This is a genomic window from Butyrivibrio fibrisolvens (assembly GCF_037113525.1).
Classification (GTDB): domain Bacteria; phylum Bacillota; class Clostridia; order Lachnospirales; family Lachnospiraceae; genus Butyrivibrio; species Butyrivibrio fibrisolvens.
The window spans coordinates 4,455,687-4,482,322 of the sequence record NZ_CP146963.1; the positions used below are offsets into that span (position 1 = coordinate 4,455,687).

Sequence of the window (26,636 nt, forward strand, 5' to 3'; positions counted from 1 at the left end):
ATATCTTTTTCTATAAAAATACCATTGTGATGATACGGACTTTATATTTTCATAGAAGTTCTATCGAAGTATTTTAATAGTCTTAACTCACTATATGCCTTACACCCTCTGTGCTCCCGCTTGTTGTCCATACGCACCATTCATAGTTACAGAATGGGCTGTCTTCCTCATCAAATCCAAATCCGTGATTACATACATTAGTATAATTGGGATCATACATATATATGTAGCCGCCTTGAAGAGATGACCATGTCCTAAGTTCATTAAGTATTTCTTCTTTAGTACAGGAAGCCTCAACACCATATTCTTCAATCTGTTTATATATATGATCTGCCACTTCCTGTGTCTTATCCTGTCTTACTCCTCCAACCGAAGTATATGTAAGGTCTCTGTATTCAAACTCTTCCAAAACTTCTTTGATCTGAGACTCTACCATAACGCCATCTTCCAGGCCATTAGTATATGTACCTGTAGTAATATTTGTATACAGATAATATACTACTTCCGTTGCGGTTCCTGTGCCATTAGGGAGATCGTCAGCAAATTCTCCTTCAAAAGAATAATATCCATTTTCATACCCGTCACTGTTCCATGACCAGCTTATGATAACTCCGGATCCTGTTCTGACACCGCCTGTCATACCTCCATAATAGAAATATATAGCCGGCTTACCATTGGGAAATCTGTCTGCGCCCTGATACAATCCACATCCTGTTCCGTCTTTGTTATCTCTTATTGCAGGAGCACCACTTTCTACACCCAGCTCAAAGAGCCCTCCGTCTTTGTACATAGAATAAAGATAATGTGCAGCTTTACTGTATTCTTTTGCGGTCGCATAGGTCTGCAGAGTATTCAATGTAGTGCCTACATTACTTTGGGCAAAAGAATGAGTTAACGATGTGCCAATGATCACAATAGAAATTATTATAGAAGTAAGAATTACGGAAATTTTCTTTGATATCCTTGTATTCATATCTTTTCTCCTTTTGCCTAAACCAGTTGCCGCGTCGCAAATCCGCACTACGTGCTACTTTGCTCATATTTGGCGGGTCATAAATTCATATTCGATTTCGAGCAAGCTCGAATCAAAATGACTTTTGACCCTTACGTCATATTAATTTTAAATCATTATCAATAATGCGTCAAAATCAAAACTCATTTCCAAGCAAAAACATTAATACTAATAATATTTAAAATCGTTATAAAAGAATACAGGAATACTGGCTGGTTCACAATATTTTCACACCACATTCTATTATTTTATGATAAAATATTATTGTTACATTGTTAAAATGATAACCAAAAACTATATAATGCAGGAGGAGATTTTTTATGGCACGTTTTACTTTACCAAGAGACGTTTATCATGGGAAAGGCGCTCTTGAAGCACTCAAGACCTTTGAGGGAAAAAAGGCAATTGTTTGTGTTGGTGGCGGATCCATGAAGAAGTTCGGTTTCCTTGATAAGGTTGTATCCTATCTCAAAGAAGCCGGCATGGAAGTTGAACTTTTTGAAGGTATTGAACCGGATCCTTCTGTTGATACAGTTATGAAGGGTGCTGAAGCCATGCAGAAGTTCGGCCCTGACTGGATCGTAGCTATAGGCGGTGGTTCTCCTATAGATGCTGCAAAAGCAATGTGGATCAAATACGAATATCCTGATACAACATTCGAAGATATGTGCAAGGTATTCGGTCTTCCTAAACTTCGTACAAAGGCTAAATTCTGTGCTATCTCATCCACATCCGGTACAGCTACAGAAGTAACAGCTTTCTCAATTATCACAGACTACAACAAGGGTATTAAATATCCTATCGCAGACTTTGAGATCACACCTGATGTTGCTATCGTTGATCCTGAGCTTGCTCATACTATGCCTCAGAAGCTCGTAGCTCATACAGGTATGGACGCTATAACACACGCCATTGAAGCTTATGTTTCTACTGCAAACTGTGACTATACTGATCCTCTTGCTCTTCATGCCATCGAAATGATCCAGGCTGATCTTGTTGGTTCTTATAATGGCGACATGGACAAGCGTGATGCAATGCACAACGCACAGTGTCTTGCAGGTATGGCATTCTCCAATGCCCTTCTTGGAATCGTTCACTCAATGGCTCACAAGACAGGTGCCGCTTTTGCTGATCACGGTGCACACATCATCCACGGCGCAGCTAATGCTATGTATCTTCCTAAGGTAATAGCATTTAATGCAAAAGATCCTGTTGCGCTTAAGAGATATGGAAAGATCGCAGATGTTATGCACCTTGGCGGATCAAGTGACGAAGAGAAGGTTAAGCTCCTCATCGAATACCTTCGCAAGATGAACGATGACCTTAACATTCCTCACTGTATCAAGAACTATGGCGCTGACAGCTATCCAACAGAGCAGGGCTTCGTTCCAGAAAATGTATTCCTTGAAAGACTTCACGACATAGCAGCTAATGCTATCCTTGATGCATGCACAGGCTCAAATCCTCGCCAGCCTTCACAGGAAGAGATGGAAAAGCTGCTTAAGTGCTGCTACTATGATACAGAAGTTGACTTCTGATAATTTCTAAGGTCAACAGGGAAATAATATGATTACTATTATCCTGTGGTCACGCACGTGATCACAGGATTTTTATTGTCAAACTCTTCTATATCAAGTGCAAAATCACTATAAAAAGAGGCTAATATTGGGAACAATTATTTGACACGATATGCTATTATAGTTTCGTTGCTTAATGAATATAAGAAGAGGTTAAAGTAATAAAATGAAACTGGATAAATTTTTGGTCATATTTGGATTGCTTTTCTTGATCATACCATTATCAATATGCGTTCCGATGATAGCACTTTTTCAAGACGAGCCAATGACAGCACTAATGTCAGGCGGTATATTGGTGCCTTTTGTCACTATTGGAATCGGATGTGTTATAGCAGGAATAAAACCCGCTTTAAAAAGAAAGAAATTCCTCAAAGAAGGAATTTCCTACTATGGCAAGATCGTTTCCTATCAGACTGATCCCAGCGTACATATAAACGGATCACCACTTTTATATCTCGAAGTAAGATATTTTGACAGATATGGAAGAATCAGTAATGTATCAGTTTCTACCGGTTCAGGTTCAAAAGCCGGATTCAACCTTGGTGAAACAGTTCAGATAGCTGAATTAAACGGAGAATCTATCCTGATAAGTGACAGATCACAAAATATCAGAATTCAGGGTGAAGATACACTTATCATGACTTATAACTCAGGAGCACAGAGTATTGACCAGCTTCGTCCGGAAAGTTATTTCTGCCCTCACTGCGGTGCAAACCTGATGATCGTAAGAGGTCAGACTGTAAAGTGTCCTTATTGCGACAGTTTTGTTACTAACACCAGACAATACGCATAAATATATATTTTTTTAACATAGTCTTTTCAATAGATATTTCTTACAAACACTTTTGTACAACATAAAGCCAGCCCCAAATGTAGTTTTACAATTACATTTGCAGGCTGGATTTTTAGTGTGTACAAAAAGTAGTACTTTGATCCTAAGATCTTAAAATGATCATGATCAACAATTCAACAGATTACCCTTAATCTATTCCTTGGTCTGCATATCACGAAGCTTATTTGCTTCCATGAAAATATTAAGAAGTATTCCCTTAAAGTCTTCAAACTTCTCAACCGCTTCTTCTGATGATCTTGCACCCTCATTGGAAAGAGATGCAACTTCCTGGCTGGATGCTGATAGATTAGAAATACTGTCATTGATCTCTGTTGTAGAGCTTGCGATGGACTTCATTCCTTCACCGATCTCTGCAAATCTTCCAAGCATATCAGTTACATTTTCATTTATACTGCTGAAATTATCTCCAACATTTTCGATCATATCATTCTGTTCCGAAACAGAATTAACAGTATCATCGATACTTGCCATAGCCTTCTGAACATCTTCTGTAAGCTCGTTGATAATATTTGTTATTTCAGTTGATGCTGTGTTAGTCTCTGCAGCCAGCTCACGTACATCATTTGCAACAACAGCAAAGCCTTTACCGGCTTCACCTGCTCTTGCAGCTTCAATGCTGGCATTCAGAGCAAGAAGGTTGGTCTGTTTGGATATAGAAAGAATAGAACTTACGATCTTGGTAACTTCTGCAACTTTATCAATAACTGCCTGAGTAGCATCAACTGTAACCTGACTTGTTCTGGAAACATCTTCAGACTTTGCTTTAAGTTCTTCAATAACCTTAACGCCATCAGATACGGCACTCTGAGCGTTTTCAGATGCCTTGGTCATATCCAGTCTATGCTGCTCGGTTGTATTTGTTTCTTCCTGGATCTCCTGAACTCTTTGAGCCTGAGTTGTAATGGACTGAGCTGTGCTTTCCATACTGCTGGCAATATCTTTCATTCCATTGTACTGAGCGTTGATTATATCTGTAAGATCCTGCATATTCTGCTGTGATGAATTAAACAGATCAGTAATAGTATTGGCAATTTCTGCCATCTGATTACCTGTAGCAAGTGTCTTCTCTGCATTTTCGCTTATTACTGCATTGTTTTCTTCATTAAACTTGGTAAGAAGTGTAACTGTGCACAGACATGCTACAAATGCGAGTGCCAAAGTTATAAATGCCGGAACATGCTGAATATCGACGCTTCCGCTTACAACTCTGTCCTTTATGACAGTGACAACAAAGGATATCATGATCGCAGCAATACCGTATTTACACAACTTTACATTCAGATAGATAATACTGCAGATAAGAATAGGAAGTCCGAATGCAAAATAAACAAGTTCGTCAACTGCTAAAAGAAGAACAACATAGAAAATTGTAGCTCCGCCCATTATAAGTATCGAACCCTTTTTTTCTCCCTGGAATTTGAAATTACCAGCAGAAGCCATCAAACCACCCAGAACAGCGCTGATAAGCATGGCGATCTTACCCCCCGACATCCCTTCCTGGGTGATATTAAAGATTGTCATCGCAATACCACTTAAGAGAATGACAATTGTAACATAATAACTATTCTTATTGGCTCTCTTGTATTGTTCAGCGTTCATAAGGAGTTTTCCTTTCTTTATGGCACAGGGTTCATCCTGAACTCTGTAATTACTGACATAGAAATACTGCAATACGTACCTATTTTTATATCGGAAAAAAAGGATAATCTCTTTAGAATAAGAACAAGTTTACGGCCAATTTTATTAAAAATTATAAAGGCTTTTCTATCCTAAGTCTTTATTCAAATACGCCCCCAGAATAGGCTTCCAGTGTTAATATACCTTCAATCTTTTCTCCGGTGATCATATTTGTAAAATCTCCTTTCAAATGGCATATATCATATAGTTTTATATCTATTTGAGAATCTGAATTGTTGATCACAACATAAGCGTTCTTACCATCATAAGATCTTTTAAATATATAAAGACCAGACTCATCTACATATAAACCTTTATAATCTCCTAACTTCAAAGCATCGCACCTTTTTCGAACACTGCTCCACTTACTAATATCATTAGAAAAGTCATTATCAGATTTATCCCACGCCATAGGAGATCTGTACTTACTTTCTGTTACGCCTTCAATAAAGCATTCATCACCATAAAAAACAGACGGAATACCGGGAGCCATCATAAGGTAAAAGATAGCCAGTGAAAGCTTCTTTCTATTCCCCTCGCAAAGGCTTAAAAACCTTGGAACATCGTGCGAATCCAGAAAATTCATCTGCGCATTGGATACAGGTCTTGGATATCGTATAAGAGCTTTTTGCATCTGCTGATCGAATTCAGCAGCACTTATCTTATTACCTGCAAAAAAGTCTCTGCAAAGATAAGTAAAGGTATAGTTCATGGCGCTGTGGAACTGATCTCCCTTAAGCCATACATCTGCATCCTCCCAAATCTCTGCAATAAGGAATGCATCACTTTTGGCAGATAAAACAGCCTTTCTAAATGCTCTCCAAGTGTCATGATCAACTTCGTTAGCAACATCAAGGCGCCATCCGTCAATGCCGAATTCTTCTATCCAATAGCGCCCCACCTTGCAGATATAATCGCGAACTTCAGGGTCGGAAGTATTTAATTTGGGCATCTCCTTAACATAAGCAAAGCATTCATAATTAGGCGGGTCTTTATATTCTATAGGAAACTTAAGGTTATAGAACCAGTGACAATACTTTGAATCTTCACCATTTTTAAGGACATCCTTAAAAGCAAAAAAGTCAGGGCCACAGTGATTAAAAACGCCGTCAAGGATTATGTGCATACCATTTTCATGGACTTTACATACAAGTTCTTTGAAGTCATCATCTGTTCCAAAGCACGGATCTATCTTAAAATAATCAATGGTGTCGTACTTGTGATATGAGTTCGCCGCAAATATCGGATTAAGATATATAAGATTTGCACCAAGACCTTTGATATAGTCAAGGTTTTCTATGATACCTCGAAGCGTGCCTCCTAGCCTGTTTATGCTAATTCCATCTGGAGTTTCAATACTTGTTTTTTCTTTAATATCAATAGTCCTATTCCCATTTGCAAAGCTGTCCGGGAAGATATGATACATTACGCTCTCATACGCCCATTCCGGAATATTTACAACTTCTTCTCTTCTTATGAAAGGATACTGAAAATACTCTGTCCTGTGTGCAGTCATATTATCAGTAAAGCCTCTTGAATAGTAGAAATATATATCCTTACCATCAAAAATCTTAAAGTAGTAACAAACCCTTGTCAGATCTGTATTTATATTGGCTTCATAATAATCAAACAGATCGTCCGTAGCACATTTTTCCATTGAAACTTCTGTCACGGGAATCGGCTCTTCATAGGCAACTCTGTCACCATAAAATGTACCAACATATGTCACATCATCTTTGGCTGTTCGCAAGCGTATAGTAATTGCATTTTCTGAAGTTGCATATGCATATTGAGACAGGGGCATATGCAGCACGGCTTCTTTAATCATATTATCCTCAAACTGTTATATATTTTTAGTAAATATTTGGTTATGCCCAAACACGTATCAGTTCTGGATTTGCGTTTGGGACATAGCTCATTAAAAGAACTCTTAATAGACTAGCCCTTCACAGCTCCGCCTGTAATTCCTTCTACATAGAATCTCTGCATGATAAGGAACAAAACTGAGATCGGTATCGCTACAATGATTCCGCCTGCACAAAATACTGAGAAGTAGTCTCCTACAAGGGTCCTTTGGACAAGGTTAAAAAGTCCCATGGCAACCGTCCAGTTAACAGGATCTTTGGATCTTATCATAAGTCTTGCCATGACAAAGTCTACCCAGGGTGCAAGGAAAGCATTGATGACGGTATAGACTATGATTGGTTTAGAAAGCGGGATTACGATCCTTGTGAAAATAGTGTATTCGGATGCGCCTTCAAGCTTTGCTGATTCTCTTAGCGACAGAGGAATCGTGTCAAAAAAGCCTTTGCAGATAAGATAGCCAAGTCCTGAGCCTGCTGAGTAGATGATAATAAGCCCGACTATACTATTAGTAAGTCCCAGCATTTTCATGACAAAGTAAGTTGCTATCATTGAAAGTACTCCGGGGAACATACCAAGTATTATGTAAAGGCTCATAAGCTGCTTTCTGCCTGCAAAGCGCATACAGCTAAATGCATATGAAACCATAAGTACAAATGTAGATGAAATAATGCAGGTAAAAACACCTATTATAAAAGAGTTTTTAAACCATGCAGGAAAATTCGCCAAAGTATCAGGTCTTGTGAAGAGCTGCACATAATTATCAAGTGACCACTCGGATGGAAAAAAGTGCATGGTATTTATTCCCTTATAAGCACTAAGAGAAGTTACAAAAAGCCATACAATCGGTATAAGCCATACAAATGAAAGAAAAGCCAAAAAGAGGTGTCGTAAAATTATTCTTATAGTTTTTTTCATTACTGGAACTGCTCCTCTCTGCCTTCTGCTATCATCCTTGTAAAGGTAAGGAGTGTAAGGCTTGCACTTATAACAAATACGCAGATACCGATCACGCTTGCCATCTTATAATTGGAATAATCGTTGGTCAGTGTGAACAGCCATGTGATAAGAAGGTCAACCTCCTTGGCATTAGAGTTGGCATAGCTCATATTGGTGGTTACGTAATCATTGGTCAGAAGGTATATAACGTTAAAGTTATTGATGTTGGCAACAAAAGCTGTTACAAGAGAAGGTCCTGTTACAAAAAGAACATACGGCATGGTGATCTTTCTAAATATCTGCTTCTCTGTTGCGCCGTCAATCTTGGCACTTTCAAGCTGGTCTTCAGGAATATTCATAAGTATTCCTGTAGCACTAAGCATCTGAAAAGGAATACCGACCCAGAGATTTATAAGAAGAACCATAACATTGGCCCAGCCTGGTTTTGAAAGAAACGGAATATAGCTAAGCCCCTTACTTACAAGACCTATATCCTGAAGTAAAGATACAAGTCCTATCTTATTGCAGATGCTGTTAACGATTCCATAGTCACTGAACATCTTACCAACAAGAAGAAGTGTTACAAACTGAGGAATTGCTATCGTTACAACAAAAAGACTTCTCCAGAGCTTTTTGAATCTTGTCTTTTTATCATTGATAAACTTTGCAAGAAGTACTCCGAAGTAGAATGTCGAGAAAGTTGCAAAAAAGGCCCAGATAAGCGTCCATGCAAGGATTCGCACAAAGGCATATCCAAAAGTCACAGTTGTTGTTGATGTAAAAAGAGTTTTAAAGTTCTCAAGCCCGACCCATGTAAACAGGTAAGTCGGAGGCTGATGATCGCCGTCATAGTTGGTGAATGCTATACATATCATGAACAGTATAGGGATAACGTTTGTAAGAAGGATTCCTATACTTGGTATTGTCAAAAGAGTTATGTGAAATTTGTGATTAAAAAGATTACTGATATCTTCTTTAAAAGAATTAATGTGCTTTCCATCTTTTTTGAGACATTCAAGCTCATAGCAGGCTTTGACATTGCTTATCGAAAGAAGGATATACATAAAAATGATAAGGATTCCTATGACGCCGCAAAGAAGGATCATAAGGGAGTTGTCATAGTCATTAACAACTTTGGTAAGGGTCTTGGGATCAAAGACTTCTTCTCTTTGAACAGTTCCAAGAGTCCCTAATTTACAAATGTAATTAATAGAAAAACCAAAAGTAAATACATAAAATAAAATCTGGACAGTCTGCATGATAACAGCCTTAATATACTGGCCTCTTGCAGCATATCCGCTTCCAAAGACTAATATGGATAGTTTTGTAAAGATATCCCCTTTGGCAAAATCTTTTATGAATTTTCTAAAGAATGATTCTCGCTCTTTTTTCATACTGTTCCTCAAAATGAGTATATTTATGGGTAGGGGAGATTTTCATCTCCCCCCTAAAGCTATCACTGTGTAATGCCAGCTACAGCATCATCTAAAAGTTTCTGAACATCTGTGTAGCTTCCCTCAACAAGTGACTGTCCAAGTGTAGCTGCAGGAGCCCAGAAGTTGTCGCCAACTCTCTGAAGATCAGCAAACTCAGCCTGCTCAGAAAGAGCTGCAAGTGCAGGAGCTGAAGCGATCTCTTCAGAAGAAGCTGCTACGATATTAGAAGGGCCTTCACCTGTCGCAAGTGCGATCTTGGTCTGGCTTTCTTCGCTTGTAAGGAACTCAGCAAGAAGCATTGCCCAGCCCGGATTCTTGGAATAAGCATTAACGCCAAGGAACTTGTAACCTGCAAATGATCCCATCTGAACTTGCTCACCATCCACTGTAAATGTAGGAAGTTTGCATGCAGCATATCCGTCACCATAAGCTTCTACAAATGCATTAGTAGCCCATGTTCCGTTAACGTCAGCGATCATCTCGCCATTAAGAGCAAATGCCTGAGCATCTTCATTGACACAGTTCTTCATGGCAGGGTTCTTGCAGATATCTGTGATAGCCTGTGCTACAGCTGCGCCTGTGTATTTAGTATCTTCTGCATTCCAGTTACAGATGTTCTTGCCATCATCACCAAGCTTCATCTCAAGGCCTGCACCTGCGAAGAATCCGTACATGAACCATGCACCTGAAACTTCCATACCAACTGTTTTGCCCTGGGCCTGTGCTGCAGCAAGAAGGCTGTCCCAGCTCTTAACATCTTCTTCTGAAAGGTAGTTTTTGTTATAGAAAAGGAAATATCCGTTTGATGCTGTCATAGGATAAGCATAGAGCTTACCATCAATTGAAGCTGCTTCTACTGTAGCAGGTGAATTAGTAGTTGTAGGATCATAAGTATATGTAGCTTCAACGCTCTGAAGAGCACCTGCATTTACAAGATCAAGAAGCTGATCATCAGGGAATACAAACAGATCGCCTGCTGACTCAACATCTGCAAGAACATCATCCTTACAGTTAGCTTCTGATTCAGCTCCTATTGTGATATTGAACTCAACATCCGGATACTGGGCCTTGAACTCTTCGACAAGCTCTGCCATTACAGTCTGGTATCCCTCTGTCTCTGAACACCAGAGAGTAAGTTCAACAGGATCTGTTGTTGCTGCGATAAGGTTTGCAATTGCATCATCTGAAGAAGCCCCAGTACCTTCCTGATCACCAGTTTTAGATTCATCTCCTGCCGTCTGATCCTGAGTTGTCTGCACATTTTCCGCTCCAGGATTGCCGCAACCCGCCATCATTGATACTGCCATCATTCCACTAAGCAGCATGCTAATAAGTTTCTTTTTCATTGCTAGTCCTCCTTATGAAATTGTTTTCCTTGCTTTTATGGATTTTGTCTTGAAATATTATTGTGTGATCTTGTTCTATAACTGAATTATTTATCTGTGCATGGCCATTATCAAGCAGAAAACGTTTTTCACGGATCATTCTGTCAGGAAACCGCTATACCATTATTTTCTTTTTGTGCACTTTATTTCGTTTGGTTTATGATATTATCAGTATGATAATAAATATAAGAAGAAGCTTATAATCGGAGGATTTCAAGGTGCCTATTACAATTAAGGATGTCGCAGAACATGCCGGAGTTTCAGTTTCAACAGTATCAAAAGTATTAAATGATTGGAAAACAATTTCCCAAAGCACAAAAGATAAAGTCAATAACTCTATAAAGGAACTGAACTACACCCCAAATTCAAGGGCCGTAAGCTTTGCCCGTGGCAATACCAGAAACATCATATATCTGACATCACTTTCAAAGGATGAAGCCTATACCAATCCTCATATGTTTGACATCATGTGCGGTGTGTTCACAAGGCTTGCTTCAGGCGGCTACACCATGACACTTATGGATATCTCTGATGACATTCATCCAAAGGAAACCGTTGCAGGAATCATTGCAAGAAAAAGCGCTGATGGAATCGTGATACACGGATCAGTTATAAACGAAGACATAGCTAACCTGATAATAAGTAATTCTTTTCCTCATATAGTAATAGGCCATCCTGACTTTAACGAAAGGCTATGCTGGGTAGATACCAACCATCTTCTGGCCGGTCAGTACGCTGCAGAATACTTATCACAACGGGACGTATCCCCGGTTTCTTTTATCGGAGGGAAAAGAACTGAATTCATATCCCACGAAAGAGAGCGCGGGTTCAGGACCATAATGCTCAAGTATCATAAGAAGATCCCGCCGGAATATGTGATCCATACATCATCCACCTGGGAAGAAGGGTACGCGGCAGCAAAGAAGCTCTTATCAATGAAAGAAGCCCCAAAAGCCATCGTATGTGAAAACAATACACTGGCAGTCGGGGCTGCAAAAGCTATAAGTGAAATGGGGCTCAAAGTTCCTGATGATATATTTTTCCTTACTTTTGATATATATCCCTATACAACAATAATCGACCCGAAGCCCACGATCATCAACATAAATGTCTATGACATGGGGCTTCAGGCCGCCGATATGATCATTAGAAAAATCGATAATCCTTCACTAATGATACAAAGTTATACTACACTTCCTGAAATTGTCGAATCATGATCGCTGATAGAAGGAAATATAGTTTCCTTCATGCTGTTTACTTTCATACATGGCTTTATCAGCTTGTTTATTTAAAGAATATTTCCTCTAAGTATTATCGTCTTAATCTCAAATGTTTCCTTATCAATGATAAGGACATCTGCGTATTTACCGGTGCTGATACTTCCATACATCTTATCCATTCTCACGGATCTGGCAGCATTTATCGTTGCTGCCCTTACTGCCGTTTCAACAGGAACCTTTATAACTTTTATGCAGTTGACCATGCAGTCATACAGATTTGATACGCTGGCAGCTATTGTCCCATCAGAAAGGGTAGCTTTTTTTCCATTAACAAATACCTTATGGCCGCCAAGTTCATACTCTCCGTCCGGCATACCTGTTGCACGCATGCTGTCACTTATGATTACCATCCGTTCTTCTCCAAGCATGGCAAAAGAAGCTCTGTCTACAGTAGGATGATGGTGAACGCCATCTGTTATAATCTCTATCATGACATCTTTATTATCAAAAGCAGCTCCAAGCACTCCCGGCTCTCTGTGGTGATAGGGACTCATTGCATTAAAAAGATGCGTTACGTGGTTTGCACCAAGTTCCATAGCTTTACACGCAGTATCATAATCTGCATTTGTATGGGCTATAGATATGACTATTTCGCTACTTAGTTCTTTGATAAAATCCATAGCGCCGTCCCGTTCAGGAGCTATATCTACCATGCATATTTTATTCCCGGAAATCTCCTGCATCTTCCTTACAAAAGACACATCAGGAAGCTTTATATCTGAAAGCTCCTGCGAGCCTTTTTTCTCAGGTGATATAAAGGGGCCTTCCATGTTGATCCCAAGGAAAGAAGCTTCTTTTGTATGGGCTTTTATAGCACTTTCATCTTCTTCTATCTTCTTAAAATACTCAGCTGTGGCTCTGGCTACATTTAAAAGCTTATCTTCAGGCACAGTCATTGTTGTAAGGCATATGGAAGTGACACCTGCTGCCGCTTCGTAGCTTAAGAAGTCACTTATGGATTCATATGTCGCATCGCAAAAATCGCTGTTATGGCAGCCGTGTACGTGAACATCGACAAGACCCGGGATAACATAATTTCCGCCTGCATCTATCTCTGCGCCATCATCCGATGTGTCTGCAAAAAATTCACCTTTTATACAGACATCTTTTTGACTGAACTTATAATTTTCTCCGTAAACAAGTCCGTTTACTATTTTCATGTTCTATCTCCAATAAATATTCAAAATACGTATTGGCCATTCCATTGGGAACATTGGTATTCAGCTTATCTAATAAGAGGAACAACTAACTGTTAATGCCTACATTTACAAGCTCAGATGCTGCCTTGAATCAAATCCGTTTTTCTTGAAATCGGAATTAAGGAAGTCGATCTCTTTAGGAACAACCTTGATAAGATTTATTGGCTCTTCCATCTTTTTAACCGCATCAAGCGGAATCTTCTTATATTCAAGAAGCTTATTATAATCATCAGAGAAGTGCTCGATAACCTCCGCAACGCCATATATCTGCATTCCGTGAAGACATCCAAAATCAGGATTCTCCTCATAGATAGCAAGGCACACATTCTTATTTTCTTTCAAAGCTCTGAACTTAAGTCCCCCTTCGGAAAAGAGCCAGAATTTGCCACCAATATAGTTGTATTCTATAGGTGTATTTCTGACAAAATCCCCCGTACCAGTTGCAAGTGCACAGATCTTGTGTCTGCCAACAAAAGCATCTATTGCACCTCTGAGTTCTGAGTCTTCCATTTGAGATTCAGAATTTTTTCTCTCCCAAAATGATGCTGCCTTATCAAAGTCCATAGTCTAAAAAATCCCCCTTCTCATAAATTTCCTTCTTCTTTATTATACGCTTATTTGAAATTTTTTTACTTTTGTTGTTATTTACTAAATATCGTGATAATATTTCGGTAATATTGCAGACAATAATTGTTGAGGAGGAATTTATGAGAAACAAAGTCATTTCTTTAATGCTGTCTATTGCTTTGACAGCAGCAGTCTTAAGCGGCTGCAATAGTAATTCTTCAGAAACTTCCCAGGAAACACAAAACACAGATCAGGAATCAGATACAAATTCAGAAACAAACTCTGACAATACTGATGCTGATGCAGCAGATACAACTGATACTTCAGCAGATGCTTCATCTGACACAGGCGCCCCTTCTACGTACGAAGAGCTAATCGCATCTCTTCATGCCGGTCAGTCTTATGCTTATGCACCTATATGCGAAGGTGAGGATGCGCTTCTTGTAACCAGTTATACATTTGATGATCTTGAAGGTCATATGGCATCCTGTGATGCTACTATTTATGCCATGACCTCTGACAATGCACTTCAAAGAGTAACTACTGTTCAATGCGGGGGTACTGCTTATCCTGTTGCCGTATCATCAGATAATAAAATAATTACCCTCTCGAATCATTCTATTCAAATAGCATATGTTGAGAAATCCACAGGAAAATTCATCATTGAAAAAGAATCTGTTGAAGAATATGTTTCAGACGAAGAGCCTCTTTATCACAACTATTCAAATGATGGTGAAGAAAATGGAATAACTTCTGATTCATTTTTCTTTGACAGCCTTTACGAAGAATCTGGAGACCTTAATATTGTAAATTTTGAAACTGCAGGCATCGCTTCAGATGGCACTCCAAGTTTTGCAGGCGGTGTATATTGCGTATACAACACAGAGGAATTCTATAACTCACTTGGATATCTGGTATTTGATTCAGAGTCTTCAGGTCATACAGTTACATACGATGGCCTTTCCCAGGTACCTTTTGATTATGAGCAAAACGGAAAAGATATAACATTCCATTTCGGCTCTGCTGATGACAGTCAGGATGCTACATTTGATAATGAAAACGTCTCTTATCCTACTCTCACATTTTCAGGTGAAGGAATATTTGAAACAGATACCATCTCACTTGCATGCCTTGGAAATGCAGATGCTGACAGCTTTGACCCTGTAACATATTATGACGACGATAATAACCTTCTTATTCATGTTGATAGCTTTGATGAAAACTCTTTTACCGGAAATCTGTATCACGAAGAGACTATCAATGATTCTTACGTCTATGATGCTCAGATTGGTGACATTATCTACTCAAAAGATGGAACACCATTCACAGTTATATCTTTTGAAGATGTAAACAAAGAACTTGAATATGGCACAGACGAAGAGTTTAAGGCTGATGTTATAGGAACCACAAGATTTGACGGTTTCCTTGTAAAAGGCGGCGATCAGGATTTCTATTACGCTCTGGAAAAAGAAGAATACGAGACAGAATATAAAGTTGCTTCCCTTATGACAGACGAGCTTCTCCTAAAGCTTATCGCAGAAGATGTGACATTCCCGATAAGAGAAGACAGCAATATCGTTCTTTATAAGTTTGATACAACCGGAGAATACGACGAACTGAAAGAAGAATATATTGTTGGTAGAGAGTTTAAAGGCGATAACTATCCACAGTGGTCAGATGAAGGTGATGAATACTTTATTACAAGCAGCATGTACTTGTACATCAGTGTTGTCGACGGCGAGCTTACTACTATAGTTCAGAAGTATGTTCCGTAAGCTACATTAACTAAAGTTATTGTCATAGATTCAGGTATCATGTTCATATAGAATTTCTAAACAAAAAGCAGCCCCGCTCTCACAAAGTTTGTGATCTGAGAGTGGGACTTTTTTATCTAAGGTGTATCAATGAGGGGCTTAATTAAGTCGCAGGGTTTCATATAGCACCTGCGCATAGACTGCAGATATAAATTCGTTAGGATGATCCGGAAGATTTCCTGTTATATCTGCGTAGCGCTTATGCTTCAATATTTCTTTGTAGATGCTTTGAACATCTGCAAGTACTATGCCTCTTGATGTGATGCTACTGAGAGCTTCTGAGTACTGGTCCTGATATCGTTCAAGGTCTTCCAAAGATCCTTGCGCTTTTGGATCAGGTACTATCGGTGATATTATGACAAATTCACACTTTGGGAATCTGTCTCTTATCTTATCGATTATTTTTAAAGTTTTCTTCGCATATACGGATCCTTCAACACTATCGTTCATACCAAATCCAAGGATAACAAGATCCGGATCGTGGATAAAAACACGGTCACTAACATTATCATATGCCCATTCTGAATCCATTCCGCTTTCTGATACGTTTATGAGCTGAACATCTTCATCGTTATCATATGCATAGCTGTCTCGAAGACCGTCGATAAGAGCCTTAGGCCACTCAGGCTGGTGCTGATCAGAGTTATACTCTGCGCCTTTATCGAAGCCACAGCAGATACTGTCACCGTACAATACGATATTAAGCTTTTCTCTATTTTCAATTTTCTTTTTAAAAGAAATAAGATTATCGATCTGATTGGAAGGAATGAAACCTTTCCAGATATCTGTTGTTCTATAAGTTATTGCGATCTGATGGTCTGTTATATCTGAGAAATCATCTACATTTTCAGGATTTAATGATCTTGTATCATCTATCATTTTGATCCTAGTGCCGGGCGCCATGTGTATTTCATTTCCATCAAGATAACAGTCACGTCCAAGTTCATATACGCCAGCGCCATCATAGCTTTCAATCTTAAGAATTCTATCAGGCTTATATAAGAAAGGGGCTTTGCAGGTATCACCCTCTTTTATCATTGCAAAAGTCTCTCTATATACTATCCTTGTATCCCAGAGGGGTGTGATCAGTGAACCGATATTGTACATAAGGAAATCTCTCTTTTAAATAAGCGGATACCACACAAATGGTACCCGCTTATATTTTTTAGTATAGATATTCTATTTCAGATGATCTGTATCCAAAACCATCATCCGGTTAATAGGAATACTAATTCTTACTGCATAGCAGCAACACGAGCATCGATAACTGCCTGATATTTCTCTGTATCAAATGCAACTACTGACTCCCATCCAAGTCCGTTAAGTGTTGTAACCATTTCATCCCACATCTGGTCGAACTCTTCTTCGCTTGTAGCCCATACCATTCTCCATGATGCATCACAGATTTCCTTACCGCACTGGCTTCTTGCAAGAGCTACATCTGTATCATCTGAAGGAAGTGACATGTTGATCCATGGAACGAAGTCTGCCTTATCGTTAGCCTTTAAGTATTCAACTTCGTCTTTTGCTCCGAATCTCTCTTCCCATTCCTTAGTTGTAGCTGTTGTGTTAAGTTCAACATAGCTTGCCCAGTAATCAGATGAGTATGTCTCGCCTGTTTCAGGGTTTGTCTCGATACCTGCAACGATCCACTGGTTGATGTTGTTGTTACCATCTGTGAAGTTACCGCCGCCGTACTCTTCAGGAATCTCAACATCTGCTGTGAATCTGTTAAGACCAGCTTCTGTAAGCTCATACTTGCCATCAGCGTTAACTGTGTACATAACATCCTGAATACCAACGTGCTGTGTCTGAAGTCCGTCAGGTGAGCAGTACCAGTCAAGGAACTCAAGGATCCTTGTCTTCTCTTCTGGTGTAACGCCTGAACCGATACCGATTACACGGCCATCACCATAGTAAGAATCTGATGTCTGGAATACGTTCATGTCGTCAATTGGAAGTGGAACGAAGTTCTTTCTTGCTTCGCCGTTAGCAGGTGTATTTGTAAAGCCCTGCATCCAGTTGTTCCATGTAAGGTAAACTCTTGATCCACGCATCTTGTCACAAGCTGAGTTCCAGTCCTGTGTAGCAGAGTCAGGATCTACGATACCTGCCATCTGTGCCTGGAAGAAGAACTTGAGCATCTTGTAGTATGCGCCGTCCTTGTCTGTAAGAGGTCTTATTGTATTTTCTCCGGAGATAAGAACTGAACCGTTAACTTCTTCGCCATACCACTTTGTAAGCTGGTTAACGTTTTCAATACTTGTTCCGTCCCAGTCAGGCCACATTGTGATAGCGTAAGCCTTGTCACCGTCATCATTTGTAGGATGATTTTCCTGGATTGTCTTAAGAAGATCGATAAGATCATCCGTTGTCTTGAGTTCAGGTGAGCCTGCTTCTACGTAGTAGTCCCATCTTACACGAGGCATTGAACTTACTGAATTCTCTACATAATCTGTAGGACCATTGGAGTTCATTTCAAGCGGAATAGCAAATACGCTTCCATCACTTGCGCCTTCAAGATTGCCATTGAATGCTTCGATCTGCTCTTTGTACTTGGAAAGGTTTGGATAGTTCCAGATCTCGTCACCGATATCCATGATAAGACCTGCATTGATACAATCCTGCATGTCTGCATTATCAAGAAGGACGATATCACCAAGGTCACCTGATGCTACTCTTGTCTGATAGAGCTGAGATGCATCACCTGATACCTGAGGTGCGATGATATTAAGTTTAATGTTCAGACGATCCTTAAGTACCCATCCGAACCATCCTGTCTGCTCGCCCTGATAGTTAGCAGCAACGTCGTAAACTTCAAATGTCATCTCTTCTGAGTGATCACCTGCGCCTGCTCCGGAAGTCTGTGTTCCGGAACCGTTTTCTGCTCCCTTACCGCATCCGGTCACTGCAGCGATTGTCATTGCAGCTGTCAGACCTGTAGCAAGTACTTTTTTCTTAAAGCTGTTTTTCATATAACCCTCCTTTAAAAATTCTACGCATAAGTCGCGTAGTTATTAACCCTTAACTGCGCCGATCATGATACCTTTTACAAAATATCTCTGGAAGATCGGGTATACCAACATAATAGGAATTACTACAATTACTGTAATCGTCATTCTGATACTTGTAGCTGTCTGCATTGTTGCTGCAGCTGCTGCAAGTGAGTTGGAGCTTGAGTTATTGGCAAGTGATGACAATGAACTTGCCTGATTCAGATACTGATACAGAAGGAACTGCAAACTGTAAAGTTTACTGTCTGTAACAAGAAGGAGCGTATCCTGGAATGCATTCCACTGGTTAACTGCTGCAAATATTGCAATAGTAGCCATGATAGGTTTCATAACAGGAAGCATTACATGGAAAAATGTCTTAAGAACACCTGCTCCGTCAAGCTCTGCTGCTTCTGAAAGTTCTCCGGGGATTCCTTCTACAAAGGTCTTGGTAAGGATAATGAAAAATGGTGACACAATTGTAGGAAGAATATATCCCAGGAAATTATTGGTAAGTCCCAGGTTCTTCATTGTCAGGAACCATGGAATGATACCTGCGTTAAAATACATGGTAGCTACTACAAGTCTGTACCAGAATTTCTTGGCCCACATATAACGCTGTGCAAACATGTATCCAAGATAGGATGATGCGGATACAGTAAGAAGTGAACCGATTCCTGTTCTTAATACTGATATCATAGAAGCCTGAGCCAGTCCGTCAACTTTAAGAACACTTGCATAGTTGTGGAAGTGGATCTCCTGTGGCAAAAAGAGGATAACGCCTCTCTGGCTCAAGTCATTGGCACTAATTGTATTGATGATGATGTAATAAAATGGATATACGCACACGATAGCTGCAAATATGAAGAAGATGTAGCAGCAAACTTCAAGGACAATATCTCCTGTTGTTCTGTGCATTTTATTTTTAGTACTACCGGTTTTTGCCATATGTTTTTCTCCGGACTTCTTTTTGGATATTTTTGATGAATTATCACCAGTTTCCTGAATAATACTTTCCATTACCCTCTCTCCTTATAATTCATGCAACAAGTGAATATCCCTATATTTATTCACCTGTTAAAGTATGCTTTCACCTCTTACCATCTTGGACACACCATTTGCAAAGAACAAAAGTGCAAGGCTTACGATACTCTTAAGCATACTGATGGCAACTGAGATAGAGTAACTTCCGCTTCCCATCGCAAGGTTAAATACATAAAGATCAAGAACCTGTATATATTCTTTATTGAACGCGTTCTGGAACACGTAGTACTGTTCCATACCATTTGAAAGGAAGTTTCCGATGTTGATCATAAGAAGTACGAAGAATGTTGGAAGAAGATTTGGAATTGTTATAGTCCATATGATCTTCCATCTGTTAGCACCGTCAACTCTTGCTGCCTCATACATCTCTTCATCGATACTTGATATCGCTGAAATGTACATGATAGCTGCCCATCCGAGGTTCTTCCATGTAAGCCACAGCCACTGAGTAAGCCATACATGATCTGATGCCTGAAGGAAAAGAATCGGTTCATCGATGAGTGTGAGCTTCTGAAGGAAGGAGTTCATCATACCTGTACTGTTAAAAAGCGAAAATGCTATTGAATATACAAGTACCCAGCTTATGAAGTTAGGAAGAGTTGTTGCAGTCTGAACGAACTTTCTGAATTTTGTATTTCTGATCTCATTAAGAAATACTGCAAAAAGCATTGGAATCCATGATGTAGACAGTGTGATTCCACTCATTACAAAAGTATTTCTAAGAACACTCACGATCTGCTTAACCTTGACGTCTGATTCTATCAGGGATTTAAACCACTTAAATCCTACAAAGCTATCAATTGTCATCGGTCTTGGCGGTCTGTAATCAAAGAATGCATATACCCAGCCATACAGCGGATAATAGCAAAAGACAAGCGTAAGAACTATGAAAGGCGCTATAAGAAGAAAGTTTATAAACGCCCTCTTTTCACGTTTATTTTTGAACATTTCTTAACCTCCCCACATGTATTCCTCTTATGGCAAAAATATATCATTTGGCTTTCGGCAGATTTTCTCATTTCTTGTCTTAAATAACACAGTTTTTGTCATATCATTATCAATTCTTGCGGTGAGGCTTTCAAATTATTGTCAACATACCGAATGGTGTATGCGTTTTATAAATATTTTTGTAAATTTTATGCAGAAATGGGATTGATATCTAAATTATTTTATATTATTATTTGTGCAAACTGATGTTTCAGTCAAAAAGTTATTCCTTGTATCTAAAGTATTGTTTTAGTATATATACCACTCGCACCATGAGGTTATGAGTTATGTCTAAGAAAAGAATATCCGGATCGAATGCAATAACTGAACAGGAAAGATACATGAACCCCATCCGTCCGCAGCCTTACACAGGCGGAACCGGTACAACGTACGACGGAACCTATGAATATGTTGATTATCTTCCGGGAACAATGGTTCGTATCTGGTATACTTCCAAGCAGGAATGCTTCGGACTTCATTATCACCAGCCACTTGAGATCGTCCAGTGTGAACGAGGCTACTATATCAGTACTATTCAGGGTGTTGAATACAAGGTATGCCCGGGTGATATTCTGCTTATACCAAGCAAGATGATCCATACTCTTTTCCCAATGAATGACTGTAGGGGATATGTTCATCTTCTTGATCCTTCTATCATCAACGATATAAGAAGCAGTGCCCTTATCAAGGAGATCATGGAAAGACCTGTCCTCATCAGCTCTGAACAAAACCCTGATCTTGCAGAAAACATCGGTTCCATTTTGTATATGATGCATGATGCTTACTTTGGTTCAAATGCTCTTCGCGAACTCATAGTATACTCATACCTTCTGCAGATCCTTGATAAAATTGGCAATGGTCTTATGGGGGGATCTCTTCCGAGCCAGAAAGATTACTGTAACAGTGCAAAAGAGCTTGTAAAATACAACAAGGCACTCAACGAAGTATGTGAGTACCTTTCATCGCATTATGATGAGCATTTAACTCTTGAGGAAGTATCTGAGAAATTTGGATTTTCGACCTGTTATTTTTCAAGAATATTCAAAGAGTATACAAATACAGGTTTCAAGGAATTCGTTAATGCATGCAGGATCAAGCAGTCAAAGGAGTATCTTACAAACTCTGACCTCAGCATAAATGATATCTCTGCAAAGGTCGGATTTGAAACAGTCCAGTCCTTTAACCGTGTGTTCCTTAAAAAGACAGGTAACACGCCGTCAGGATACAGAAAACTCTATAAAATGAAAAAGTTCTAGCCTCACGTGGCTAGAACTTTTTATTTGTATTTTTTAACGCAAAGATAAAGTTATTAATTATTATGCTCTAATATTCCATTGACATATTTAGCTTCTACAAACTTGTCCTTGTCGATCCAGAGCTTGAATTCTACGTCAATGTCTTTAGGCCATGCGGGGAGCATGTAGATCTTGTCATCGATAACTTGCATAAGCATCTCCTGAAGGCCTATCATGCCGCAACCGCCGTGGTTGTGGTCGGGGGTGTAGTCATGACCAGGGCCCCAGAATGCAGGGAATCTTCTGCCTGAATCCTTAAGTTTATCAAGCTGATATTTCATGGCTTCGTCTGTGAGGCCAAGTCTTGCTGCAAGAAGGCCTACGTACATCCAGCTCAGGTTCATGAGCTGATCCTCTTCATCCCAGCCGTAGAAATAGGTGTCTCTTGCTATCTGAAGATCTTTATTATTGGTATCTCCTATTCCAACTTCATGATATGGATATGCGCAGTAGAGCTGAGGAAATTCACAGTTTGTTTTTACATACTGCTTAGGCTCTTCGCAGGGGGCTATTACGTTATGTCCATTTTTAAATTCAAATGGTATAGGAGGAAGTTCATCCATCAGCTTCTTCCATTTAGCTCTTTGCACGTCGCTTCCAAGTGAATCCTTGAGAAGGGTCTTTATAACAGCACGGAGTGCATAGATTACGTCAGCAGGGTTTTTGGCTGCTGTTTCATCTTCGTTATAATTAGCTGCATATCTTCCTTCCTGTCCCCAGACATCTACTATTCCAGCTTTGTGATAGGTTTCCTGGGCTGTGGATGGGAAGATTATTCTGCATCCTCTTTCATCAAGCTTATTGTATTTCTTGTCATAGAAGTTAAGTATTGTATCGATAAACTCTATGTAGGGCGCAGGATCTTCGTCCTTAGTAAACTCAAGGTACTGAAGCATCATGTATGAAAATTCCACTGAAGTTACATAGTGGTATCTTACATGGATTGGGTAATCAAGGCCGTGGAGCCCATAGTAAGCGGATAGTCCGTTTGCATCTGTCTGTTCAGGGATGCAGGCTGCATCGTCAACATCAAAGAAGAATTTGGTTCTGGCTTTAGCGCCTTCAAGGAGTCTGAAATAAAAGTCAAACTGAGGCTTCATCCAGGCTACGTCACCGCTTCTAAGCATTGGCCAGTACACGAGTCTTTGGTTCTGGGCTGTAAATACTATGCCACCCCAATCTCTTTCGTCAGGAGTTCTTGCTCCAAATCTTGCTCCCCATACACATGGATCTATTGTGAAAAGCCCTCCGTTGAACTTGGTAGGATATGAACCATATGCGTTACAAGCAAGCATATATCTAAAGAGCTGGTAGTTTCTTCCCATCTGCCATACAGGGTCAGATTCGTCTTTACTGTCTTTCTTTATAAAGATATAGCTTCTCTCCCAGGTTTCTTTCCACCAGGTCTCTGACTCTTTTTTGAGGGATACTGATCCTTCGTCCAATATCTTTTCTATCTTTTTTATAAGTTCAGTTTTCCACTTATCTGTATCTCCTGCGTAGGAAAGGTGGAGTACTGTGCAGATTTCGAGGCTCTTTCCCTTAAGTGCCATCTTGTGGGATATGCAAGGAAGATTCTCGTAAGAAGATTCTTCGCTGCCAATAAAGTATATGCCATCAGCAAAGAGGCATCCGCCATATACAAGATTTTTCTGTACGTCGGGAAACTTATCTTTGATTGGCTCAAGCTCTTCTTCTGCAACCATTCTGTCAAAGTGTGTTTCGCCTGTGTTCATGTGACAGAATATAAATCTTCCGTTTGAGAAGCCGCCTGCCAGATTTCTCCAGTTCTCGTAGGAGACAGTGATATCGTGGTCTACTTCAGAATCTATCTGAATATGAGTTGATCCGTATTTGATATCAGTCCATAAAAGGATCTGGGTCTTGACGCCATCTGACATACCTTCAATTAGTATATCTCCTGTATAGAGGCGAAGTTCCTGAGAATATGAATCCTTGAAGGGACTCTTATCAAATTCAATCTTGATCCTTCCTGCCTTGACCATATTGCCGGCTTCATCGAAGGTACCACTCTGCGCCATGTACAGATAAAGGATATTATCCTGTGTCCAGACATTGCAGCCAACATCATGTCCGCCAAGCGGCATGGATTCTCCAGCGTTTTTGCACTGGCTGTCGTAGCGTATATTATATGTGTCTATCTGATTTTTAATCTCTGTTGTATTCATCGTTATTCACCTTAATCAAAAAAATGGTCAGATTTCTTTTTACATTGTATTAAAAAAACCTGACCATAACCTATTATTTATTTTCCGATTATTCCCAATAATTGCGCTTTACGCTACGTTTGATCTTCGAAAACATATTTTCCCTCAAGCTTCCTGCATAAGTGACTCAAGAAGTTCTTGAAGCTTATCATACGGAATGAGTGATTCAGGAACCAAGAAGAATTTACGACCATTAACATCTCGCTCGATGATCTTATCTTCAGGAAGTACCACCTGATCTTTGTGGAAGTTGTTAAGACCTTCAAATACCTGCTCTTTTTCTTCTTCCATCATCGCCTGTTCACGAAGCTTTTCCTGCATAGCTTTCTCGGTAAGAGTTTCGATATTTTCTCCATAGCCCTCAGGTCTTGTCTGAATCTCAACGTCTTCATTCTGGCGGATCGATGTATCAACACCTTCAGTCTGCTTTATAGAAGCTTCAAGGTGAAGAGCATAGCCATCTGCAGTTTCTTCATCTGCTGCCTGTCTTGCTGCTTCCATGGTAAGACCATCTTCTTCGCTATCTGCCTTAACTTTTTTCTTAGGTTCAGGTTTAACATAATCAGGAACGTCAGCTGCGTACATGCCTCTTATCATCTCGCGCTCAGGATCATTTTTGACAACACAGTACATGTTGTCATAATCTGATGATCTGTCGTTAAAGGCAGGATACATAAAGCCTGCAACTGGATTACCAAGTACCTTGATAACGTCAGAAGCATGAAGCTTATTTTCGCTTGTCTTCATGATGCCACCTTTAGCCGGCTTAAAAGGACAGATACATGCTGCGATATAGCTGTATACTTCTTCAGATTCTCCTGTTTTGTTCTTGCCTGTATCCTTGGCAGGAACATCATACGCATCAGAAAAAACAAGAAGTGCATATTCACCATCAGCGTCATAATTTCCAATTATCTCCTGCGCCCAGGCGCGGACTAAAGATGCATCCGGAATATCAGATTTCGCAAGTGCCATAAGCATCTTTGCATCATCTCCGATCACCGTCACATCCTCAGCAAATGCGCCACCTGCAGCAGAATATGCCTTACTTATAAGTGATATATATTTCTTCTGCTCATCATCATCAAGAGTCAGAAAACGAGTAGAATCCGCTCCCTCAATCTCTTTTCCCTCATTATCAAAAATGGCATACGCCATACCGCTAAATGAGCAGTCCTTAAATTTGAATCTCTTTTTTATTTCTAATAATCCTGATTTTGTCATAATTCTTTATTTCCTCCATGAATTCTTCCATATACTTCAATCTGTGTAAGTGCAGGGAAGGGGCTTGGATCGTCTGCTTTTATTAGATTTCCAAGTGTAAGCCACTCTATACCCTTCTTTTTGATAGAAAAGATATGAGGCTTCTGTACCTTCTTTTCCATATCTACTGTATCTGAACTTCCATCAGAAAAGTTAAATGTTCCCTTTATCCACCAGTTATCATGCGGGAAGTCCGCCCTTGTATAAAGACGTATTTCTTCAATATCTACAGGATAACCAAATTCAACCTTGATAGTGGCATCATCCTGCCTATTAATCCCCCATGACTCATAAGGCCACTCACCATGAGACCTTGTCTCTATCACACCATCAATTGCATTCCTTGCAGCAAAAACAGCTTCTCCTCTTGTCTCAACATTAGCTGATGCATGAGGATACACCCCGGTAACTTCATGCTGATCGCAAGGATTAAGGCATAAGTTCCTGGTTGTTTCTACCTCAAAATCAAATGCCTTTCTTATAGAAACCAGGTGCCTGTTCCCTACAAAAGACATTGGATTATAACTGGTTTTCTTTTCATAAAAAGGGATCGTATACCTAAAAGAATCAGTAGTCACATAGATAAGTGATTCATCGATAGTCGGATCTATCTTGAGCTTATAAAAAGTTCCCGGCTCAAGCCCCTTAAAGTCTATAAAGTCATCTTTCCTATACTCGCCCTCCCAAGCAAGAACAACCTGATCTTCTGCTTCCTCCTGCGCCTTTATAACATCACCCCACGCGCCATGAACTTCAATCTTCATAAGCTCCTCCCATTCTCTCGTATCCCAATCTTCTCCACAAAATCGTTGATATCTACAGAAATACCTAAACCACACACATTTTATAATGACACAAATACGCGCTTTGCTATTATATCATACATATTTAATCTAAACTCTCTTTCCCAAATACTTCATACATGTTGAATATCACAAACTCAAACTTGTACATTTGAACTAAGACTTTGAATATTCCTGAGGCTGGCTGTTCATAAATGATTTTCTTGCCTTTGAAAAATATATTAAATTCAAGAGCGTGATAGATGGGATGATATATTCTGTTTGGGATTCATTTGTTTGAGTGTAGCGAGTTTATGAATCCCAGAATATATCATTCCAGATATCATGCCTTGAATTTTAGATATTTTTCATGGCAAGAAAATCATTTATGAACAGCCAGCCTCAGGAATAGGCGACCTCCTAGCCCTTTCAAATTACAGAT

The 26,636-nt window shown here is 39.6% G+C and carries 20 protein-coding genes; 5 read left to right on the forward strand and 15 right to left on the reverse strand.

The features are described from left to right. Nucleotides 1-82: 82 nt before the first annotated feature. Complete coding sequence (locus WAA20_RS18985; RefSeq protein WP_073385749.1) at nucleotides 83-973, reverse strand: hypothetical protein; 891 nt, start codon at nucleotides 971-973, stop codon at nucleotides 83-85. Between the two features lie 359 nt (nucleotides 974-1,332). Here WAA20_RS18985 and WAA20_RS18990 point away from each other — a divergent pair, with 359 nt between their 5' ends. Together WAA20_RS18990 and WAA20_RS18995 are read left to right on the forward strand one after the other, a co-directional pair. Next, nucleotides 1,333-2,550 (forward strand): iron-containing alcohol dehydrogenase, encoded by a 1,218-nt coding sequence (locus WAA20_RS18990; protein WP_073385750.1) that lies wholly within the window; start codon nucleotides 1,333-1,335, stop codon nucleotides 2,548-2,550. Nucleotides 2,551-2,854: 304 nt separating this feature from the next. Next, nucleotides 2,855-3,382 carry a hypothetical protein gene (locus tag WAA20_RS18995; RefSeq protein WP_338801839.1) on the forward strand — a complete coding sequence of 176 codons (528 nt, stop codon included), beginning with the start codon at nucleotides 2,855-2,857 and terminating at the stop codon, nucleotides 3,380-3,382. 192 nt (nucleotides 3,383-3,574) lie between these two features. On the opposite strand, the gene WAA20_RS19000 is transcribed toward WAA20_RS18995, so the two are convergent. The 5 genes from WAA20_RS19000 to WAA20_RS19020 form a co-directional block, all read right to left on the reverse strand. After that, complete coding sequence (locus WAA20_RS19000; RefSeq protein WP_073385753.1) at nucleotides 3,575-5,113, reverse strand: methyl-accepting chemotaxis protein; 1,539 nt, start codon at nucleotides 5,111-5,113, stop codon at nucleotides 3,575-3,577. Between the two features lie 106 nt (nucleotides 5,114-5,219). Then, nucleotides 5,220-6,947, reverse strand: coding sequence for a glycoside hydrolase family 13 protein (locus tag WAA20_RS19005; protein WP_073385755.1), 1,728 nt, complete (start codon nucleotides 6,945-6,947; stop codon nucleotides 5,220-5,222). A gap of 110 nt (nucleotides 6,948-7,057) precedes the next feature. Continuing rightward, nucleotides 7,058-7,900 (reverse strand): sugar ABC transporter permease, encoded by an 843-nt coding sequence (locus tag WAA20_RS19010; protein ID WP_073385756.1) that lies wholly within the window; start codon nucleotides 7,898-7,900, stop codon nucleotides 7,058-7,060. Further along, nucleotides 7,900-9,315, reverse strand: coding sequence for a carbohydrate ABC transporter permease (locus tag WAA20_RS19015; RefSeq protein WP_073385758.1), 1,416 nt, complete (start codon nucleotides 9,313-9,315; stop codon nucleotides 7,900-7,902). Before WAA20_RS19015 ends, WAA20_RS19010 begins: the two co-directional genes overlap by 1 nt. Nucleotides 9,316-9,377: 62 nt before the next feature. Beyond that, the gene (locus tag WAA20_RS19020; RefSeq protein ID WP_073385759.1) at nucleotides 9,378-10,703 is read right to left on the reverse strand and encodes an extracellular solute-binding protein; all 1,326 of its coding nucleotides are present in this window, start codon (nucleotides 10,701-10,703) and stop codon (nucleotides 9,378-9,380) included. Between the two features lie 257 nt (nucleotides 10,704-10,960). Here WAA20_RS19020 and WAA20_RS19025 point away from each other — a divergent pair, with 257 nt between their 5' ends. Continuing rightward, a complete protein-coding gene (locus tag WAA20_RS19025; protein ID WP_073385761.1) occupies nucleotides 10,961-11,959 on the forward strand; it encodes a LacI family DNA-binding transcriptional regulator in 999 nt (332 codons plus the stop codon). Between the two features lie 71 nt (nucleotides 11,960-12,030). Here the strand turns inward: WAA20_RS19025 and nagA are convergent, their stop codons facing one another. Both nagA and WAA20_RS19035 read right to left on the reverse strand, forming a co-directional pair. Continuing rightward, on the reverse strand, nucleotides 12,031-13,182 hold the full coding sequence (nagA, locus tag WAA20_RS19030; RefSeq protein ID WP_073385762.1) for an N-acetylglucosamine-6-phosphate deacetylase: 1,152 nt from the start codon (nucleotides 13,180-13,182) through the stop codon (nucleotides 12,031-12,033). Between the two features lie 105 nt (nucleotides 13,183-13,287). Next, nucleotides 13,288-13,785 (reverse strand): pyridoxamine 5'-phosphate oxidase family protein, encoded by a 498-nt coding sequence (locus tag WAA20_RS19035; RefSeq protein ID WP_073385764.1) that lies wholly within the window; start codon nucleotides 13,783-13,785, stop codon nucleotides 13,288-13,290. 143 nt (nucleotides 13,786-13,928) lie between these two features. On the opposite strand from WAA20_RS19035, the gene WAA20_RS19040 reads away from it, so the two are divergent. Next, nucleotides 13,929-15,563 carry a hypothetical protein gene (locus WAA20_RS19040; protein ID WP_073385765.1) on the forward strand — a complete coding sequence of 545 codons (1,635 nt, stop codon included), beginning with the start codon at nucleotides 13,929-13,931 and terminating at the stop codon, nucleotides 15,561-15,563. Between the two features lie 138 nt (nucleotides 15,564-15,701). Here the strand turns inward: WAA20_RS19040 and WAA20_RS19045 are convergent, their stop codons facing one another. The 4 genes from WAA20_RS19045 to WAA20_RS19060 all read right to left on the reverse strand — a co-directional run bounded on the left by WAA20_RS19045 (nucleotide 15,702) and on the right by WAA20_RS19060 (nucleotide 20,587). Then, the gene (locus WAA20_RS19045; protein ID WP_081373684.1) at nucleotides 15,702-16,709 is read right to left on the reverse strand and encodes an SGNH/GDSL hydrolase family protein; all 1,008 of its coding nucleotides are present in this window, start codon (nucleotides 16,707-16,709) and stop codon (nucleotides 15,702-15,704) included. Nucleotides 16,710-16,837: 128 nt separating this feature from the next. Next, the gene (locus WAA20_RS19050; protein WP_073385767.1) at nucleotides 16,838-18,577 is read right to left on the reverse strand and encodes a sugar ABC transporter substrate-binding protein; all 1,740 of its coding nucleotides are present in this window, start codon (nucleotides 18,575-18,577) and stop codon (nucleotides 16,838-16,840) included. Nucleotides 18,578-18,619: 42 nt separating this feature from the next. Beyond that, entirely contained in the window at nucleotides 18,620-19,615 is a 996-nt protein-coding gene (locus WAA20_RS19055; protein ID WP_242951145.1) for a carbohydrate ABC transporter permease, read from the reverse strand. Nucleotides 19,616-19,672: 57 nt separating this feature from the next. Beyond that, nucleotides 19,673-20,587: an ABC transporter permease subunit gene (locus WAA20_RS19060; protein WP_073385768.1), complete on the reverse strand. Its 915-nt coding sequence runs from the start codon at nucleotides 20,585-20,587 to the stop codon at nucleotides 19,673-19,675. A gap of 326 nt (nucleotides 20,588-20,913) precedes the next feature. On the opposite strand from WAA20_RS19060, the gene WAA20_RS19065 reads away from it, so the two are divergent. Then, nucleotides 20,914-21,882 carry an AraC family transcriptional regulator gene (locus WAA20_RS19065; RefSeq protein ID WP_073385770.1) on the forward strand — a complete coding sequence of 323 codons (969 nt, stop codon included), beginning with the start codon at nucleotides 20,914-20,916 and terminating at the stop codon, nucleotides 21,880-21,882. Nucleotides 21,883-21,935: 53 nt separating this feature from the next. Here WAA20_RS19065 and WAA20_RS19070 read toward each other — a convergent pair whose 3' ends face one another. From WAA20_RS19070 to WAA20_RS19080, 3 genes are all read right to left on the reverse strand, one after another. Further along, nucleotides 21,936-24,110: a DUF5703 domain-containing protein gene (locus WAA20_RS19070; protein ID WP_073385771.1), complete on the reverse strand. Its 2,175-nt coding sequence runs from the start codon at nucleotides 24,108-24,110 to the stop codon at nucleotides 21,936-21,938. A 144-nt stretch (nucleotides 24,111-24,254) separates the two neighbouring features. Further along, nucleotides 24,255-25,373 carry a DUF4317 family protein gene (locus WAA20_RS19075; protein WP_073385772.1) on the reverse strand — a complete coding sequence of 373 codons (1,119 nt, stop codon included), beginning with the start codon at nucleotides 25,371-25,373 and terminating at the stop codon, nucleotides 24,255-24,257. Further along, nucleotides 25,370-26,176: a carbohydrate-binding protein gene (locus WAA20_RS19080; RefSeq protein ID WP_073385774.1), complete on the reverse strand. Its 807-nt coding sequence runs from the start codon at nucleotides 26,174-26,176 to the stop codon at nucleotides 25,370-25,372. The genes WAA20_RS19075 and WAA20_RS19080 overlap by 4 nt, the downstream gene beginning before the upstream one ends. Nucleotides 26,177-26,636: the final 460 nt, after the last annotated feature.